Below are 17067 nucleotides of genomic sequence, written 5' to 3' on the forward strand. Positions count from 1 at the left end.
ACATGAACGACGCGCTGCACGAGAACGATCCGGTCGAGACCCCGCCCAGCGCGCTGCCGGCCGTGCCCGAGCTGTCGCAGCTGATGGTGCACCTGCTCAAGGGTGTGCTTTACCGCGAGGATGACGAGCGCCTATGGGCCAGCCTGCTGCGCCTGCAGGCGCGAGTCAGGGAACAGGCCGCCGTGCTGCTGCTCGACCTGGTGCTGGACGAGGCCGAGGGCCACGCCTTTCTGAAGAGCCGCCCGGACCCGGATGAGTCCGAGGGAGCGCCCCGCCTGCCTCGGCTCGTTGCACGCCGGCCGCTTTCCTACCCGGTGAGCCTGATGCTGGCGCTGCTGCGCAAGCGCCTGGCCGAGTTCGACGCCGGCGGTGGCGATACGCGGCTGGTGCTCTCCCGCGACGAGATCGCCGAGCTGATGCGGGTGTTTCTGCCCGATGGCACGAACGAGGCTCGGCTGATCGACCAGGTGGACGCGAGCATCACCAAGGTGGTCGATCTGGGGTTTTTGCGCCGGCTCAAGGCCGCCACCGGCCCTGCGCACGACCGAGGCCACTACGAGGTGCGGCGCATCCTGAAGGCCTTCGTGGACGCGCAGTGGCTGGCCGAGTTCGATGCGCGGTTGGCGGTCTACCGCACGGCGCTGTCCGCCGCGCTGCCCGAATCGACCGACCAGGTGGGGGCCAGCAAAGGAGTGCCCGATGCTTGAGGCGCCGACGCTCAGCCTGGACTTCGTGGCCGACGACAGCCGGGTGGGCTTTCGGCTGCAGCGGCTGGAAGTGCTGAACTGGGGCACCTTCGACAAGCGTGTCTGGCGCTACGAGCTCGACGGGCGCAACGGCCTGCTCACCGGCGACATCGGCTCGGGCAAGTCCACGCTGGTCGATGCCATCACCACCCTGCTCGTGCCGGCGCATCGTGTGGCCTACAACAAGGCGGCCGGGGCGGATGCCCGCGAGCGCTCCTTGCGCTCCTATGTGCTGGGCCACTACAAGAGCGAGCGCAACGAGGTCACGGGCAGCGCCAAGCCTGTGGCACTGCGCGATGCGTCGAGCTACTCGGTCATCCTCGGTGTCTTCCGCAACGAGGGCTACGACCAGGCCGTGACGCTGGCCCAAGTCTTCTGGCTGAAGGACCCGCAGGGCCAGCCCGCGCGCCTGTTCGTGGCCACCGAGCGGGTGCTTGCCATCGCCGATGACTTCCGCGGCTTCGGCAGCGACATCACCGTCCTGCGCAAGAAGCTGCGCGGCGCGGGCTGCGAGCTGTTCGACAGCTTCCCGCCTTACGGCGCTTGGTTCCGCCGTCGCTTCGGCATCGAGCACGAGCAGGCCTTGGAGCTGTTCCACCAGACCGTCTCGATGAAGTCGGTGGGCAACCTCACCGACTTCGTGCGCAGCCACATGCTGGAGCCCTTCGACGTGGGCAGCCGCATCGAGGCGCTGATCCGCCACTTCGATGACCTGGACCGCGCACATCAGGCCGTGCTCAAGGCCAAGCGGCAGGTGGACTTGCTGACGCCCCTGGTCGAGGACGGTGCGCGCCACCAGGCGCTGGTGGCCAACATCAAGGGCTGGCGGGATGCGCGCGACCAGCTCCGGCCGTACTTCGCCCGGCTCAAGGGCGGGCTGCTGGACCGCCGCATCGGCCTGCTGGCGGACGATGCCGCCCGGCTCGACGTGCAGATCGAGCGCCTGGACGCGCAGCGTGAGACCGAGCGCATTGAAGTCGGCCGTCTGGAGCGGGCCCTGCGAGACAACGGCGGTGATCGCCTGCAAGAGTTGGCGGCGGAGATCCGCCGTCTGGAACAGGACAAAGAGCAACGCCAGAAGAAGTCGGACCGCTTCCAAGCGCTGCTGGCCCGCATCGATGAGGCGGCACCGGCCGACGAAGCAGGCTTCCTCACCCAGCAGCAGAGCATTGCCCAGCGCGCCGAGGGATTGCGCGAACGCATTGCCGACCTGGACAACCGCGAGCGCGAGGAAGACTTTGCTTTCCGCAAGGGCCGTGAAGAGCACACCGCCTTGTCCGACGAGATCGAAAGTCTCCAACGGCGCAAGAGCAACATCGACGCCGCCCAGGTCCGCATCCGCGATGCGCTATGTGCGGCGCTGGCCATCGGTGAGGACGAACTGCCCTTCGCGGGCGAGCTCATCCAAGTGCGTGAAGACGAGCGCGATTGGGAAGGCGCCGCCGAACGGCTGCTGCGTGGCTTCGGTCTTGCGCTGCTGGTCCCGAACGCACACTACAAAACTGTTGCAGACTGGGTGGACCGCCAGCATCTGGGCGCCCGGCTGGTGTACTTCCATGTGCGGCAGAGGAAGGCCAGTCATGGCGCTGGCGGTGCCAGCCTGCATCCGCAGTCGTTGGTGCGAAAGCTTGTCATCAAACCGGATTCGCCGCACTACGAGTGGCTGGAGCAGGAACTTCGCCAACGCTTCGACGTCGCCTGCTGCGATACGGGCGAGCAGTTCCGTCGCGAGGCTCGCGCCATCACGCGCGCCGGTCAGATCAAGGACCCGAGCGGGCGACACGAGAAGGATGACCGCAGCCGCATCGACGACCGCGGCCGCTACGTGCTCGGCTGGAGTAACGCCGACAAGCTGCGTGCGTTGCGCGATCAGCGGCTGCGCCTGGAGGAAAGGTTGGCCACCTTGGGTCAACGGATCGCCGAGATTCAGCAGGCACGCAAGGAGCTACAGGGACGGCTGGAAACGCTCGCACGGCTGGAGGAGTTCACCCGATTCGCGGACATCGACTGGATGAGCCTGGCCCGCCAGATTGCCGCACTCACCGAGGAACGTGCACGGCTGGAAGCCGCATCGGACACGCTGCAGGAGCTCGGGCGTCAGCTCAAGGCGGCGCAAGACCGCCTCGCGGATACAGAACGCAGGCGCGACGAGGCTCGGGATAAGCGTGCAGAGGTCGCAACCAAGCATGCGACTGCGCAGGACCTGCGGAATCAGACGGTTCGCATTTGGGACGATGCGCCGCTGACCGAGGCGCAGATCGAGCTACTGGATGGCTGGCGCTCGCAAGCGCTGGGTGAGCATCAGCTGTCGGTTGAGTCCTGCGACAACCGCGAACAGGAGGTGCGCAAGTGGCTGCAGGAGCGCATCGACGCGGAGGACAAGCGCCTGGCCCGACTGACCGAGCGCATCGTCAACGCCATGCGCGGCTTCAAGGAGGAGTTCAAGGCCGAGACCGTCGAGATGGACGTGAGCCTGGCGGCGCTACCCGAGTACGAGCGGATGCTTGCCGGCTTGAGGAGCGACGACCTGCCGCGTTTCGAGGCCCGCTTCAAAGAGCTGCTCAACGTCAACACGATCAACGAGATCGCCAACTTCAACGCCCAGCTCGCCCGCGAGCGGGAGACGATCAAGGAGCGCGTCGACTTCATCAACCAGTCGCTCCAAGCCATCGACTACAACCCCGGCCGGTACATCAAGCTGGTGGCACTGCCCAGCCCGGATGCGGAGATCCGGGACTTTCAGCAGGACCTGCGGGCGTGCACCGAAGGTGCGATGACGGGCTCGGCGGACGAACAGTATTCGGAAGCCAAGTTCCTGCAGGTCAAGGCCATCATCGACCGCTTCCGGGGCCGCGAAGGACTGTCGGACGCTGACCGGCGCTGGACCGCCAAGGTCACCGACGTGCGCAACTGGTTCTTGTTCTCGGCCAGTGAGCGCTGGCGCGCCGACGGTGCCGAGCACGAACACTACTCGGACTCGGGCGGCAAGTCGGGCGGTCAGAAGGAGAAGCTGGCCTACACCGTGCTGGCTGCGAGCCTGGCCTACCAGTTCGGGCTGGAGTGGGGCGCCGTGCGTTCGCGGTCGTTCCGCTTCGTCCTTATCGACGAAGCTTTCGGTCGCGGGTCGGACGAGTCGGCGCAGTACGGGCTGCGCCTGTTCCAGCAGCTCAACCTGCAGTTGTTGATCGTCACGCCGCTGCAGAAAATCCCCATTATCGAGCCCTTCGTGGCCAGCGTCGGCTTCGTGCACAACGAGGGCGGGCGCGACTCGCGGTTGCGCTGCCTGTCGATCGAGGAGTACCGGACGCAGAAGGCAAAAGGTATGGCCGAAGCAAGGGCTGACGGAGACGGCGCGGCACCATGAGCTGGACCACGCCGGCAGATCTACGCGCTCAGGTCCAACGCTTGTGGGATCGTGGCGACTTACTGCGGGCGGCGGTAACGGACGCCGTTTCGTGGCCCCTGCACCTGAACCTGAAGGCCCCCAGCGCTGCGGACCTGTCCGATCGCTTCGAGGCCGTGCGTGACTGGGTACGCACCGTCGCCGATACCCCGAAGGTTCGGATCGAATGGCGGGATCGAAACCACCGCGTTCAAGGTACGCAGCGGCTTCCCGCGGCTGTCTGGCTCGACACTCTGCACGATGCCTTGGCCTTCATCGGCAAGGCCCGTCAAGCGCAGCGATTCGAGGCCATGTGGCGGCAGACGGCAGCCATGCAGCCAGCGCTGCTGCCGTGGCTATCCCGGCGGGCGATTCGGGCTCTGGACTTGGCCGACCGCTGGGAGCGTCTTCTGGCCGTCGTCGCATGGCTGCAAGCACATCCTGGCCCGGGCGTGTACCTGCGCCAGGTCGACGTGCGCGGGGTGGACAGCAAGTTCATCGAGGCCCACAGAGGCGTGTTGGGCGAGTTGCTGGACCTGGCTCTGCCGCCAGGTGTCGTCGAGACTGGAGCTATGGGCGTCGCGCAGTTCACTCGCCGATTCGGCTTCCTGGACAAGCCTGTCCGGATTCGGTTTCGTCTGCTCGACCCGGCCTTACCCAGCCTGCCTGGCTGCCATGCCTTGCCGGGTGTGCTGCCCGACATCACGCTGGACGTCACCAGTTTTGCGGCGCTGGTCTTGCCCGTCGCGCGAGTCTTCATCACCGAGAACGAGACGAACTTCCTCGCCTTCCCGGAGGTGGCGGGAGCCATCGTCGTCTTCGGCGCTGGCTACGGTTGGGAGGCGCTGTCGCGCGCCGGGTGGCTGCATCGATGCCAGCTGTACTACTGGGGCGACATCGACACCCACGGATTCGCCATCCTCGACCAATTGCGTGGCTACTTCCCGCGCGCGGCGTCCTTCGTCATGGACCGGGAAACGCTGCTTGCCCATCGCTCACACTGGGGCGCGGAACCCGAGCCTGCACGCCACGACTTGTCGCGTCTCACGGACGAAGAGGCTAGCGTCTATGACGACCTCAGATTCGATCGCCACCAGCCCAGGCTGCGACTGGAGCAGGAGCGAGTGGGCTTTGGCTGGCTGTGCGATCGACTGGCGTGTCTCCCCACGGGCGCCCTCGTATCGCCGTCCCCTTGCTCATAAGCTGAGCAAGCGCAGCCCGCGCCACGCCGGATTGTCCGGCTGCCCATCGTCGCATCAGGCATGGAGGCTCGCCGTACTTTTCCCGGCAACAAGAGCTGCACCTTCGCTAGAATTCGCGCTTCCGAACGTGACCAAGAGAGGAGACGCACGATGAGTGATGAAAGCGAGACGTCCAACACCTTCGAGATGCTCTGTGGCCTGACGCTGGCCGTTCTGGCAGCAGTGCTGGCGATAAACGACCTCGGAGCCGGGAAGTACGGGGACGACGAAATCATCGCTCACAACCAGAAGGCGAACGCCTTCGACTGGTTTCAGGCAAAGGGAATCAAGCAGTCGCTGGTCGAAGGGCAGCGCGACATGCTGCGGATACTCCTCGAGTCGCGCGTGATTCCTCCCGAGAGCGAAGCCCGCATGGGCACCCTGATGGCGACGCTCGACAAGGACATCGCCCGCTACAAGCAGGAGCGCAAGGAGATCCTCCTCGGCTCGGCCGCCGTCGGGCAGGAGAACTGGGTACTTGAAGAGGACGGCAAGCTCGGCGCCGTCAAGGGCGCCCGCGAATGGGAAGCGGAAGCCAAGATGCTGGGCGCCGCCGGCGACACCTTCGACATCGCCACCTTCTTTCTGCAGGTCTGCCTCGTCATGGGCGCGGTCAGCCTGATTCTCAAGGGCAAGCGGATGCGCAACATTTTCTATGGCTTGATGGTGGTGCTCGGCGCCACGGGGGCCGTGTTCAGCGTCATGGCCTACACACAGGCCGGAGCTTTTGGCTGAAGGGCACGGGCGTTCTCCCCTCTGACAGGGAGCGCAGCGTTCGGCAGGGACGCTGCAGCTGCTCTGCCGCCCCGGTCGCGGTGCCGACGCCGGCGCTGGCAGGCGCTTGATCCACGTCAACGCCAGCCGGCCGTCACTACTCTCTAATTGCGGGACTTGATCTGGGGACCACTGGATGTTTCGCATCTCGCAATTCATGCAGGAGCTCTCGGCACCGCGACCGGCCGGGCCGAAGCACAACCCGCCAGCGCCAGTCGTCATCTGGAACCTCATTCGGCGCTGCAACCTGACCTGCAAGCACTGCTACTCGATTTCCACCGACAGGGATTTCCCCGGCGAACTGACAACCGAAGAAGTGTTTGCCGTGATGGATGACCTGCGGCGTTTTCGCGTGCCGGTGCTGATTCTCTCCGGCGGCGAGCCGCTGCTGCGACCCGACATCTTCGACATCGCACGCCACGCCAAGTCGCTCGGCTTCTACGTCGGCCTGTCTTCCAACGGCACCCTCATCGACTCCGCCAACATTGATCGCATCGCCGGCTGCGACTTCGATTACGTCGGCGTGTCGCTCGACGGAATCGGCGCGACCCACGATCGTTTTCGGCAGATGAGCGGAGCCTACGAGGCCTCGCTCCACGGTATCCGCCTGTGCCGCGACCTCGGCCTGAAAATCGGCGTCCGCTTCACGATGACCCAGGAGAACGCGCACGATCTGCCGCAGTTGCTGCGCCTGGTCGAGGAAGAGGGAATCGACCGCTTCTACTTCTCGCACCTCAACTACGCCGGTCGCGGCAACAAGAACCGCCGCCAGGACGCCCAGCACCAGCTGACGCGCTGGGCGATGGACCTGCTCTTCGAGACCTGCTGGCAGTACCAGGAACGCGGACTGCGCAAGGAGTTCACCAGCGGCAACAACGATGCCGACGGCGTCTACTTCCTGCACTGGGTCCACAGGCGCTTCCCGGAAAGGGCAGCGAACATTCGTGCACGGCTCGTGCAATGGGGGGGCAACTCGTCAGGGGTGAACGTCGCCAACATCGACAATCTGGGCAACGTGCATCCCGATACAATGTGGTGGCACTACAGCCTCGGCAATGTTCGCCAGCGCCCCTTCTCCGAAATCTGGATGGACCTCTCCGATCCGCTGTTGGCGGGCCTCAAGCGCTTCCCGCGCCAGGTCGGCGGGCGCTGCGGCGAATGCGTGCACTTCGACATCTGCAACGGCAACACGCGCGTCCGCGCCCAGCAGCTGACGGGCGACGCGTGGGCCGAGGATCCCGGCTGTTATCTCGAGGACTCTGAGGTCGGCGTCGCCATGGATGCTGAGCGAGCGACCAGCAGCCGCACCGTCACCATCCGGAGGGCATCATGAGCTTGCTGCACCGCCTTTTCCGGCGATGCCTCATCGCCGCTCTCGTCACTATCGCCGGCACCGCCGCCGCTGGCGACGTACGCACACGCTATCAGGAGCACTGCGCCGCCTGCCACGGCGAGACGCGCCTGGGTGGCGTCGGCCCGGCGCTGTTGCCGGAAAACCTGGAGCGCCTGCGCAAACCGGAAGCGCTCAACGTCATCCGCGACGGGCGGGTGGCGACGCAGATGCCGGGTTTTGCCGACAAACTGAACGCCGACGAACTGCAGCAGCTGGCGGAGTGGATCTACACACCCGTCGTTCCGACCCCAGTCTGGGGGGAGAAGGAGATCCGCGGCTCGCATGTGGTCGACGCGGCCGCTGCCCGCCTGCCGGCGCGACCGGGCCGTGGGCTCAAGGGCGCAGATCCATTGAACCTCTTCATCGTCGTCGAGACCGGCGACCATCACATCTCGGTGCTCGACGGCGACAAACTGGAACGTCTGCACCGCTTCCCGAGTCGTTACGCCCTGCACGGCGGGCCGAAGTTCTCGCCGGATGGCCGCTTCGTCTACTTCGCTTCGCGCGATGGCTGGATCAGCAAGTTCGACCTCTACAACCTCGTCGTCGTCGCCGAGGTGCGGGCAGGGCTCAATACACGCAATGCAGCGGTCTCCAGCGATGGCAAGTGGGTCCTCGTCGCCAACTACCTGCCGCACAGTCTGGTCGTCCTCGACGCAGCCGATCTCTCTCTGGCAAGGATCATTCCGACCTGGAACGCCGCCGGAGACAAGACCTCGCGCGTTTCGGCAGTCTATGATGCGGCACCGCGCAAGAGCTTCGTCGTTGCGCTGAAGGACGTTCCCGAGGCCTGGGAACTGAGTTACGATCCCGCAGCCGAGCCAGTCGCCGAAGGTTTGGTGCATGATTTCCAGTACAAGGAGGGCGCGTTCAAACCGGGCATGTTCCACCCCCGGCGGACGCTACTCACCGACTACCTCGACGATTTCTTCTTCACCCAGAGCTATGACGAGATTCTCGGTTCATCGCGTTCGGCGACCAAGGGGCAGGTGATCTTCCTCGATGGTCGAAAGAAGGTCGCCGAACTCGATCTGCCGGGAATGCCGCACCTGGGATCGGGCATCACCTGGAAGTGGAAAGACCCGGCAGGCCGCGAGCGGACGGTCATGGCCTCGCCCAACCTCAATGCCGGACTGGTGACCGTCATCGACCTCGAGACATACGAGACCGTGAAGCAGATCCCGACCCTGGGCCCCGGCTTCTTCCTGCGCAGTCACGAGAACTCGCGCTACGCCTTCACCGATTCGATGATGAGCAAGGAAAACCGGAACGTCCTGCAGGTGATCGACAAGCAGAGCCTCGAGGTCGTGGCCCAGATCCGGGCCGAACCCGGGCAGACGCTGGCACACGTCGAATTCACCCGCGATGGCCGTTACGCTCTGGCCAGCCTTTGGGAGATGGAGGGTGCGCTGTTGGTAATCGACGCCAGCAACCTGCGCGAAGTCAAGCGCATACCGGCAAGGAAACCGGTTGGAAAGTACAACGTGTGGAATAAAATAAGCAGGTCCGAGGGGACAAGCCATTGAACCATCGTTCCGCGGAGACAGCGTGCGCGGGAACTTGACGTGGCCAGGAATCGGCGGGCGTCGGCGAGCGGCGCCCGCGGCATCCCGCTCCTGACAAAACCCGAATGAGGACCAACCATTGAACAGCGAATGCTGCCGAAGACCTCGTTTCTGGCCAATCGCCTGCCTCAGCGTCGCGCTCGCCTGGCCCGCTTCCGGGGTCCCGGCAGTACCCAAAGCGGCCGAACACGAGAACGACGAGGTGAGCTTCGGAACTGCCGTCGGAGCGCCACCGAAAGCAGGCGCGAAGACCCCGGCCAAACCGGCAGCCGCCGAACAACCGGCGAGGACGGCCGCCGGCAAGCCGAAACCCGCTGGCGATCGATCACCACGGGCAGCTGGGGCAGGAAAGACCGGAAAGGTCACGACCGACCAGCCGGCGATGGCAGCTAAACCCCGTCCGGCGACGAAAGAGCAGGACAAGGTTCGCAGCAAGGCGGTGAAGAGGTGACGAGCGGCGGTGGCGAGGAGAACATTGCGGGCGCTGCGGGCGGAGCTGCCGCAGCGGCGGATCGGTGAGGATCTGGGAGATGTGGATACGCAGCATGCTTTGCGCCGGCGCCTTCGCCGTGCCGCTCCTGACCTCGCCGGCACTGGCACAGATGCCGCGTATCGAAATGAGCGCAGGTATGTACCGGATCGAGGCCGAGGTTGCCGCCAACGATGCGACACGCATGCAAGGACTGATGAATCGTCGCAGCCTGCCCGCTGGTCAGGGCATGCTGTTCGTCTTTCGCCAGCCAGAGCGCCACTGCATGTGGATGCGCAACACCTACGTGCCCTTGTCGGTGGCCTTTCTCGACCGGGATGGCCACATCCTGAACATCGAGGACATGCAACCGGAGAGCGAGACCAACCATTGCGCCGCCAAGGCAGCAAGCTTCGCCCTCGAAATGAACCTCGGCTGGTTTGCTGACAAGGGGATCAGGCCGGGAACCCGTATCGCCGGCATCGAGAAGTCGCCGGCACCACGCTAGTCGACGGCGCCATGATGAGCATGCGTCGAGCAGCCTCAATGGCCCCGGCAACGCCCGCCACTCCCCTCCGGGTACGGCGGGCAGATTCCGCCGCACCTGGCTCGACAGAGCGCCGCACCTACCGGCTGCACCCCGGCGAATGAGTGCGGCAGGCGGGCCGCAATGGCGAGACCGTATCACGCGCACAGGCGACAGCGCGCCGTTCCTGCCCTGGCTGCGTGACCGCGGTTCGCTGACGGAACGCATCCAGTCACGCGGGCGTTTCGCCGTGCGCCTCCTGCGCCAGCAGCGATGCCGACCGACCGCCGATGAGGCGCAGACGCTCGGACTGCCGCCCGCCGTGCTGGCCTGGGTCCGCGAGGTGGCACTGAGCTGCGACGGCCGCATCGTCGTCTTTGCGCATACCGTCCTGCCCTGCCAGCCGCGCGGTCCACTGACCCGCTGGCTGGCCCGGCTTGGCGAGCGTTCGCTCGGCGCGTTGCTGTTTGCCCATGCCGGCTTCAGTCGCGGCCCGATGAAATTCCGGCGGCTCGACCGCCGGCACGTGCTGTTCGTTCCGGCCGTGCAGGCACTCGAGTTTCCTGGGGTGGGCCCGCAAACGCTCTGGGCACGCCGTTCGCAGTTCGGTTTCGGCACACAGTCGGTGCTGGTGACCGAGGTCTTTTCGCCGACGTTGCTGCAGACAACACCGCAGCTGGCGGCGCCTGGCGGCGGCGTCAGCGCTCGCCCTGCCAGTCTGACCTGAAGGAGGAAGCGCCATGCAGATCACCGTTCTCGGAGCAGGTGCCTGGGGTACCGCTCTCGCCATAGCTCTTGCCGATGCGCATTCGATCATCCTGTGGGCGCGCGATGCCGAGCAGGTTCGTCGCCTGCAGAGCGAGCGCGAGAACACGCGCTATCTGCCGGGTCATCGCTTCCCGCCAGCACTGACTGCCACGGCCGACGTCGGCGCAGCGACGCGCCATGCCGACCTGATCCTGGTCGCAGCGCCTCTTGCCGGTTTGCGCAGCACGCTGCAGCACCTGCGGGACAGCGAGAGCGCAACGCCCTTCCTGTGGGTCTGCAAGGGTCTCGAACGGGACACCGGACTGCTGCCGCATCAGGTCGTCCAGGAAGTCCTGGGCGAGCGTCTGTGCGGCACACTGACCGGGCCGAGCTTTGCCGAGGAACTGGCCCGCGGGCTCCCGACCGTGGTCACCATTGCCTCGACCGACGCCGACTTCGCGCTCTTCTGCGCCGCTCATCTACGCCGGCCGCGCCTGCGCATCTATGCCGGCGACGACGTCATCGGCGCGGAGGTCGGCGGAGCAGTGAAGAACGTGATGGCGATCGCCACCGGCGTCTGCGATGGCCTCGGGCTGGGAATGAACGCGCGCGCCGCGCTCCTCACCCGTGGTCTGCACGAGATCACCCGCTTCGGCAGGGCTCTGGGCGGCCGGCCCGAAACGTTCATGGGCCTTTCGGGAATGGGCGACCTGATCCTGACCTGCACCGGCGACCTCTCGCGCAATCGACGCGTCGGGCTGATGCTCGCCGCGGGCAAGCCACTCGATCAGATCACCGAGCAACTCGGGCAAGTCGCCGAAGGCGTTCCCGCAGCACGCGAAGTGCAGCGCCGCGCGGCAACGCTCGGAGTCCGCATGCCGATCACCGACTGGGTGTGCACCCTGCTCGACGGCAGCATCAGCCCAATCGAAGGGGTCGCGGCGCTGATGCAGCGCGACATCGTCTTCGAGGACGCCTAGCAGGCTCCCGTTCCGTGCCGCTCAACCGGCACCGCGGTAGCCGATCTGTCGCCAGGCCTCATAAACGGTGATGGCAACCGCGTTCGACAGGTTGATGCTGCGGTTATGGGCAACCATCGGCAGCCGCAGGCGTTGATCTGCCGCGAACTCGGCGAGGATGCCGGCCGGCAGGCCGCTCGTCTCACAGCCGAAAACGAGTACGTCGCCGGCGCGGAAACCGGCGGTGGCAAAATGCGGGCGACCCCTGGTGGTCAGCGCAAAGCGCTGCGCGCCCGGTGAAAGCTCTGCCAGCCGCGCGCTGCAACTCGCCCAGTCGGCATGCACGCAGACCGCGGTGAGTTCGGCATAGTCCATGCCAGCGCGCCGCAACCGGTACTCGCTGAGCTCGAAGCCAAGTGGCTGTACCAGATGCAGCCGTGCACCGGCGTTGGCGCAGAGTCGGATGACGTTACCGGTATTCGGCGGGATCTCGGGGTGAACCAGGACGACCTCGAACACAGCCGATCGACCCGTTGCCCACCTACTGTGTCAGGCCCGAAGTATTGATCAGGTCCGATGCCGGTGGCGGCGCCTGGACCTTGATCACACCGTCGGCGATCAACTTGCGGACGATCTGTTCCTGCAGTCCGAAAGAACGTACGAAGCCCTCCAGCGGCATGACCACCTGCTGCGTCGGGGTCAGGTGAACTTCCTGCTTTCCTTCGGCGTTGGTCGTCGGCGTCGCAGTGCCGAAATCGATCCGGATCAGCGGCCCGGTGATGGCGATATTGAGGATTCCGTCGGCAAAACTGGTCTGCATGTTCTTCCCTTCGCTGCTGGTGTGTCGGATGAGGCGACGTCGTGGTGCGAGTCACCGCAGGCCTTCCGCAGGCGACTGCGGTGAGCCCGCAGTCTACATCCGCAACGGGCTTGCAGTACAGTCCGCTGCTGCGGGCGCGGCCACTGGCAGCGGGCAGGCGACAGCCTTGCCAATCGCCCGCATCAGGATGGCGGCGACACGCCGACAGCCGGTAGAGAAAAGGCCCGGCAGTGGCAGGAAAGCGCCGAGGCGCCTCGCTGCCACTGCCGGGCCGGCGCCGTGGCTGACTGACTACTCAGCCACGGCCCTGGGGTGCCCCGCTCAGTGACCCGATGCCGTCGCGGCTCCGAGGCCCGTTTCCGAGCGGACCTTCTGTGCCGGATACAACGAACGCTCGAGCTTGGCCTGGGCGCTGTTGTCCATCTTCGACACCAGATAGATCACCGCGAAGGCTGCGGTCATCGAGAACAGTGCCGGCGACGAGTAGGGGAACCAGGCGCTCCCTTTCGGGTTCTTCAGCACGGCCTCCCAGACGGAAGCCGAGAGGATCGTCAGCCCCACCGAGAGGACGAGGCCAACGACACCACCAGCCACCGCGCCCTTGGTCGTGCAATCCTTCCACAACACCGACATGAAGAGTACCGGGAAGTTGGCCGAGCAGGCGATGGCGAAGGCGAGCATCACCATGTAGGCGACGTTCTCCTTCTCGAAGGCAATCCCGAGGAAGACCGCGATGATGCCGAGGCAGACAGTAGTGATCTTCGAGACGCGCAGTTCCGACGCGGAATCGGCGTTGCCATGCTTGAACACCGTCGCATACAGGTCATGCGAGACGGCCGAAGCGCCCGACAGCGTCAGGCCGGCAACGACCGCCAGGATCGTCGCGAAGGCGACTGCCGAGATGAAGCCGAGGAAGACATTGCCACCGACCGCGTTCGACAGGTGGATGGCGGCCATGTTGCCGCCGCCACGCAGGCCGTCCCAGACCGGCTTGCCGTCGGCGCCGACCGCCTGCACGCCATCGACCATCTTCGGCACGTAGTAGGCCGCCGGATCCTGCGTCAGCATGACGATGGCGCCAAAGCCGATGATGAAGGTCAGGATGTAGAAATAGCCGATCCAGGTCGTCGCCCAGCCGACGGACTTGCGGGCTTCCTTGGCACTGGGCACGGTGAAGAAGCGCATCAGGATGTGCGGCAGGCCTGCGGTACCGAACATCAGCGCCATGCCGACCGAGATCGCCGAGACCGGGTCCTTGATCAGCGCACCCGGAGCCATGATCGCCCCATGTTTGGCATGTACCTCGACCGCCTTGGCGAACAACGCCTCGGGATTGAAGCCGAACTGGAAGAGAACGGCCAGCGCCATGAAGGTGGCACCGGTCAGCAGCATGATGGCCTTGATGATCTGCACCCAGGTGGTCGCCGTCATGCCGCCGAAGAGCACGTAGCACATCATCAGCACGCCGACGATGATCACCGCGACCGTGTACTCGAGACCGAACAGCACCTTGATCAACTGCCCGGCGCCAACCATCTGGGCGATCATGTAGAAGGCCACGACGACCAGCGAACCGGTCGCGGCGAAGCTGCGCATCGGGACCTGGGCAAAGCGGTAGGCGGCGACGTCGGCAAAGGTGAACTTGCCGAGATTGCGCAACCGTTCGGCCATGAGGAAGGTGATCACCGGCCAGCCGACGAGCCAGCCGATCGAGAAGATCAGTCCGTCGAAGCCGTTGGCGAATACCAGGCCGGAGATTCCCAGGAACGACGCAGCCGACATGTAGTCACCGGCAATCGCCAGGCCGTTTTGAAAGCCGGTAATGCCGCCGCCGGCGGTGTAGAAATCGGCTGCCGACTTGGTCCGTGCCGCTGCCCATTTGGTGATGCCAAGCGTGATGGCCACGAAGCCGGCGAACATGGCAATCGCCACCCAGTTCGTCGCCTGCTTGGTGGTGTTGCCGAGATCGGCTCCGGCCGCGAGAGCGCCGCCGGCAACCAGCACTCCGGCGGCAAGAAGCAGGGTGTTGCGCATCGATTGGCTGATCATTTCTGGTTGGCCTCCTTGATCACTTGGGCGGTCATCTCGTCGAAATCCGAGTTCGCCTTGCGCACATAGACGTTGGTGATGGCGATGGTGAACACGATCACGCCAACACCCAGAGGGATGCCGATCGTCATCACCATCCCCGGAGCCAGCGGCGTTCCCAGCCATTCCTTGTTGAAGGCAATGAGCAGGATGTAGCCGTAGTAGGCGATGATCATCAGAATCGACATGAGGATGCTGTAGCTCGTGCGCTTGCTAACCAGCTCGTGGTACTTGGGATTGGCTTCAATCCGTGCAACGATGTCGTCGTTGGCCATGTGTCTTCCTTCCTTGTTTTGGGTGGACAGCCTGTGTTGATGTGGACTGCGCCCACGAGCATAGGACTCACTCCTTACCCCATCCTTACAGGACGACTTCTCGCGGAATGCCTGCTTGCGAACCATCGCCGACCCGGCGCGCGGTCGACAACGAGCTCATGCAGCCCACCCGGCTGGCGTTTGGCAACGCCAGGGCGACTGTACGGGTGTTGGGTGGCACCTGCTGCGGCCAGGCGGTGGTCACGGCCGAGCACCCCGGGGCCGGAACGACCGTTAACGCCGCCGGCGCTCGAAGTCTCCGCCGCAGTGGCAACAATTTCACGGTCAGCAGGCCTCTTCTGGTTAGAATTGGACTCCACGACCAGCCCCCGACTCCGCCAAGATGAACGATGCCAGTCTGCTCCCCGACCTGATCCGCCGCTCGGCAAGTCGCCAGCCTGAATCCTCGGCGCTGGGTTGTGGCGGTCGGTCGATGAGTTACGGCGAACTGCAGTGCGCGGTCGACGGCTTTGCCAGCGGTCTACTGGAGCTGGGCCTGCAACGCGGCGAAAGGGTCGCCATCTACCTCGAGAAGCGCCTGGAGACGGTCGTCGCCAGTTTCGGTGCCACCGCCGCGGGCTGCGTCTTCGTGCCGCTGAATCCACTGCTCAAGGCGGAGCAGGTCGCCTACATCATGCGCGACTGCAACGTGCGCGCGTTGGTCAGCTCCAGCGAACGCCTCGCCCTGCTGACGCCCGTACTGTCCTCATGTCACGACCTGCGCCATCTGATCGTCGTCAACAGCCGGGCCGCGGCCAGCAGTGGGAGCCCGCTCGTCCGAATCGACTGGGACGAACTGGTGCAGGCCCCTGTGCAAGGGGGGCACCGGGTCATCGACACCGACATGGCGGCGATCCTGTACACCTCGGGCAGCACGGGGAAACCGAAAGGCGTCGTCCTCTCGCACCGCAACATGGTCGCCGGTGCCATCAGCGTCGCCGGCTATCTCGAGAACAACGCCGACGACACCCTGCTGGCGGCCCTGCCGCTGTCCTTCGACGCCGGCTTCAGCCAGTTGACGACCGCCTTCCACGTCGGCGCCCGCGTCGTCCTGCTGAACTATCTGCTGCCGCAGGATGTCCTCAAGGCAATGGCGCGCGAGCGGGTCAGCGGACTCACGGCCGTGCCGCCACTGTACATCCAGTTGTCGCAGCTGGAGTGGCCAGTGGTCATCAGCGAGCAGTTGCGCTATTTCGCCAACACCGGCGGCCGCATGCCGCGCGAGACCCTGGCCGCCTTGCGGGCACGGTTGCCGAACAGCAAGCCCTACCTGATGTACGGTCTGACCGAGGCGTTCCGGTCGACCTTCCTGCCCCCGGAGGAGGTCGACCGGCGGCCCGATTCGATCGGCAAGGCGATCCCCAATGCGGAGATCCTGGTCCTGCGGGAGGACGGGTCACCCTGCGTCGCCAACGAGCCGGGGGAACTGGTCCATCGCGGTGCGCTCGTCGGGCTCGGATACTGGAACGACCGGGAGAAGACGAGCGAGCGCTACAAAGCCCTGCCAGCCGGCGTGGCCGGTCGCGATGGCGGCCTGGTGCTGCCGGAGATCGCCGTCTTCTCCGGCGATACGGTCCGGATGGACGAAGAGGGCTTCCTCTATTTCATCGGCCGGCGCGACGAAATGATCAAGACATCCGGCTACCGGGTCAGTCCGACCGAGGTCGAGGAAATCGTCTATGCAACTCGCCTGGTCGGTGAGTGTGTGGCCTTCGGCGTCGACCACCCGACGCTTGGCCAGGCGATTCAGCTGATCGCCACTCCTGCCGACGGCGACCACCTCGACTGCGAGCGGCTGCTCGCCGAATGTCGCCAGAGAATGCCCGCCTACATGGTGCCGGCGGGCGTGAGCCCGCGGCACGGACCCCTGCCGCGCAACCCCAACGGCAAGCTCGACCGCAAGAGTCTGGCAGCCGGGCTCCTTCCCGCTGCAGGGGCCTGCGCGGCGACGACCGCGCTCACCGCCGGGTCGGCATGATGGACTTGAGACTTCCCCGTCGGCACCGCCGGCGGCTGAGGTGGGCGTTGGCCCGATTGGCCAGA

14 protein-coding genes are annotated in these 17067 nt (G+C 65.5%); 10 read left to right on the forward strand and 4 right to left on the reverse strand.

The window, feature by feature from the left end; translation table 11 throughout:
- The first annotated feature begins 2 nt into the window (after window positions 1-2).
- The 9 genes from V5B60_RS06770 to V5B60_RS06810 all read left to right on the forward strand — a co-directional run bounded on the left by V5B60_RS06770 (window position 3) and on the right by V5B60_RS06810 (window position 11823).
- Entirely contained in the window at window positions 3-707 is a 705-nt protein-coding gene (locus V5B60_RS06770) for a DUF4194 domain-containing protein (RefSeq protein ID WP_332346287.1), read from the forward strand.
- A complete protein-coding gene (locus V5B60_RS06775) occupies window positions 700-4110 on the forward strand; it encodes an ATP-binding protein (RefSeq protein WP_332346288.1) in 3411 nt (1136 codons plus the stop codon). Before V5B60_RS06770 ends, V5B60_RS06775 begins: the two co-directional genes overlap by 8 nt.
- Window positions 4107-5330, forward strand: coding sequence for a DUF3322 domain-containing protein (locus tag V5B60_RS06780; protein ID WP_332346289.1), 1224 nt, complete (start codon window positions 4107-4109; stop codon window positions 5328-5330). The genes V5B60_RS06775 and V5B60_RS06780 overlap by 4 nt, the downstream gene beginning before the upstream one ends.
- A gap of 150 nt (window positions 5331-5480) precedes the next feature.
- Window positions 5481-6104 carry a DUF4337 domain-containing protein gene (locus tag V5B60_RS06785; protein WP_332346290.1) on the forward strand — a complete coding sequence of 208 codons (624 nt, stop codon included), beginning with the start codon at window positions 5481-5483 and terminating at the stop codon, window positions 6102-6104.
- A gap of 175 nt (window positions 6105-6279) precedes the next feature.
- Window positions 6280-7476, forward strand: coding sequence for a heme d1 biosynthesis radical SAM protein NirJ (gene nirJ, locus V5B60_RS06790; protein ID WP_332346291.1), 1197 nt, complete (start codon window positions 6280-6282; stop codon window positions 7474-7476).
- The gene (locus V5B60_RS06795; RefSeq protein WP_332346292.1) at window positions 7473-9062 is read left to right on the forward strand and encodes a cytochrome D1 domain-containing protein; all 1590 of its coding nucleotides are present in this window, start codon (window positions 7473-7475) and stop codon (window positions 9060-9062) included. The genes nirJ and V5B60_RS06795 overlap by 4 nt, the downstream gene beginning before the upstream one ends.
- 569 nt (window positions 9063-9631) lie before the next feature.
- On the forward strand, window positions 9632-10078 hold the full coding sequence (locus V5B60_RS06800; protein ID WP_332346293.1) for a DUF192 domain-containing protein: 447 nt from the start codon (window positions 9632-9634) through the stop codon (window positions 10076-10078).
- Between the two features lie 139 nt (window positions 10079-10217).
- Window positions 10218-10823 (forward strand): chorismate--pyruvate lyase family protein, encoded by a 606-nt coding sequence (locus V5B60_RS06805; RefSeq protein WP_332346294.1) that lies wholly within the window; start codon window positions 10218-10220, stop codon window positions 10821-10823.
- Window positions 10824-10836: 13 nt separating this feature from the next.
- Window positions 10837-11823: an NAD(P)H-dependent glycerol-3-phosphate dehydrogenase gene (locus tag V5B60_RS06810; protein WP_332346295.1), complete on the forward strand. Its 987-nt coding sequence runs from the start codon at window positions 10837-10839 to the stop codon at window positions 11821-11823.
- A 21-nt stretch (window positions 11824-11844) separates the two neighbouring features.
- On the opposite strand, the gene V5B60_RS06815 is transcribed toward V5B60_RS06810, so the two are convergent.
- The 4 genes from V5B60_RS06815 to V5B60_RS06830 form a co-directional block, all read right to left on the reverse strand.
- Window positions 11845-12321 carry a tRNA (cytidine(34)-2'-O)-methyltransferase gene (locus V5B60_RS06815; RefSeq protein WP_332346297.1) on the reverse strand — a complete coding sequence of 159 codons (477 nt, stop codon included), beginning with the start codon at window positions 12319-12321 and terminating at the stop codon, window positions 11845-11847.
- Window positions 12322-12343: 22 nt separating this feature from the next.
- A complete protein-coding gene (locus V5B60_RS06820; RefSeq protein WP_332346298.1) occupies window positions 12344-12622 on the reverse strand; it encodes a hypothetical protein in 279 nt (92 codons plus the stop codon).
- Between the two features lie 321 nt (window positions 12623-12943).
- Window positions 12944-14671, reverse strand: a complete 1728-nt coding sequence (locus V5B60_RS06825; protein WP_332346299.1) for a cation acetate symporter — start codon at window positions 14669-14671, stop codon at window positions 12944-12946.
- A complete protein-coding gene (locus V5B60_RS06830; RefSeq protein WP_332346301.1) occupies window positions 14668-14985 on the reverse strand; it encodes a DUF485 domain-containing protein in 318 nt (105 codons plus the stop codon). The genes V5B60_RS06825 and V5B60_RS06830 overlap by 4 nt, the downstream gene beginning before the upstream one ends.
- Window positions 14986-15367: 382 nt before the next feature.
- Here V5B60_RS06830 and V5B60_RS06835 point away from each other — a divergent pair, with 382 nt between their 5' ends.
- Window positions 15368-17002 carry an acyl-CoA ligase (AMP-forming), exosortase A system-associated gene (locus tag V5B60_RS06835; protein ID WP_332346302.1) on the forward strand — a complete coding sequence of 545 codons (1635 nt, stop codon included), beginning with the start codon at window positions 15368-15370 and terminating at the stop codon, window positions 17000-17002.
- Window positions 17003-17067: the final 65 nt, after the last annotated feature.

This window comes from Accumulibacter sp. (genome assembly GCF_036625195.1).
Classification (GTDB): domain Bacteria; phylum Pseudomonadota; class Gammaproteobacteria; order Burkholderiales; family Rhodocyclaceae; genus Accumulibacter.

Bases quoted from the DNA above. Each gene is read 5' to 3' on its own strand.
- V5B60_RS06770 (WP_332346287.1), top strand. From the start codon at position 3: ATGAACGACGCGCTGCACGAGAACGATCCGGTCGAGACCCCGCCCAGC.
- V5B60_RS06775 (WP_332346288.1), top strand. From the start codon at position 700: ATGCTTGAGGCGCCGACGCTCAGCCTGGACTTCGTGGCCGACGACAGC.
- V5B60_RS06780 (WP_332346289.1), top strand. From the start codon at position 4,107: ATGAGCTGGACCACGCCGGCAGATCTACGCGCTCAGGTCCAACGCTTG.
- V5B60_RS06785 (WP_332346290.1), top strand. From the start codon at position 5,481: ATGAGTGATGAAAGCGAGACGTCCAACACCTTCGAGATGCTCTGTGGC.
- nirJ (WP_332346291.1), top strand. From the start codon at position 6,280: ATGTTTCGCATCTCGCAATTCATGCAGGAGCTCTCGGCACCGCGACCG.
- V5B60_RS06795 (WP_332346292.1), top strand. From the start codon at position 7,473: ATGAGCTTGCTGCACCGCCTTTTCCGGCGATGCCTCATCGCCGCTCTC.
- V5B60_RS06800 (WP_332346293.1), top strand. From the start codon at position 9,632: ATGTGGATACGCAGCATGCTTTGCGCCGGCGCCTTCGCCGTGCCGCTC.
- V5B60_RS06805 (WP_332346294.1), top strand. From the start codon at position 10,218: ATGAGTGCGGCAGGCGGGCCGCAATGGCGAGACCGTATCACGCGCACA.
- V5B60_RS06810 (WP_332346295.1), top strand. From the start codon at position 10,837: ATGCAGATCACCGTTCTCGGAGCAGGTGCCTGGGGTACCGCTCTCGCC.
- V5B60_RS06820 (WP_332346298.1), bottom strand. From the start codon at position 12,622: ATGCAGACCAGTTTTGCCGACGGAATCCTCAATATCGCCATCACCGGG.
- V5B60_RS06825 (WP_332346299.1), bottom strand. From the start codon at position 14,671: ATGATCAGCCAATCGATGCGCAACACCCTGCTTCTTGCCGCCGGAGTG.
- V5B60_RS06830 (WP_332346301.1), bottom strand. From the start codon at position 14,985: ATGGCCAACGACGACATCGTTGCACGGATTGAAGCCAATCCCAAGTAC.
- V5B60_RS06835 (WP_332346302.1), top strand. From the start codon at position 15,368: ATGAACGATGCCAGTCTGCTCCCCGACCTGATCCGCCGCTCGGCAAGT.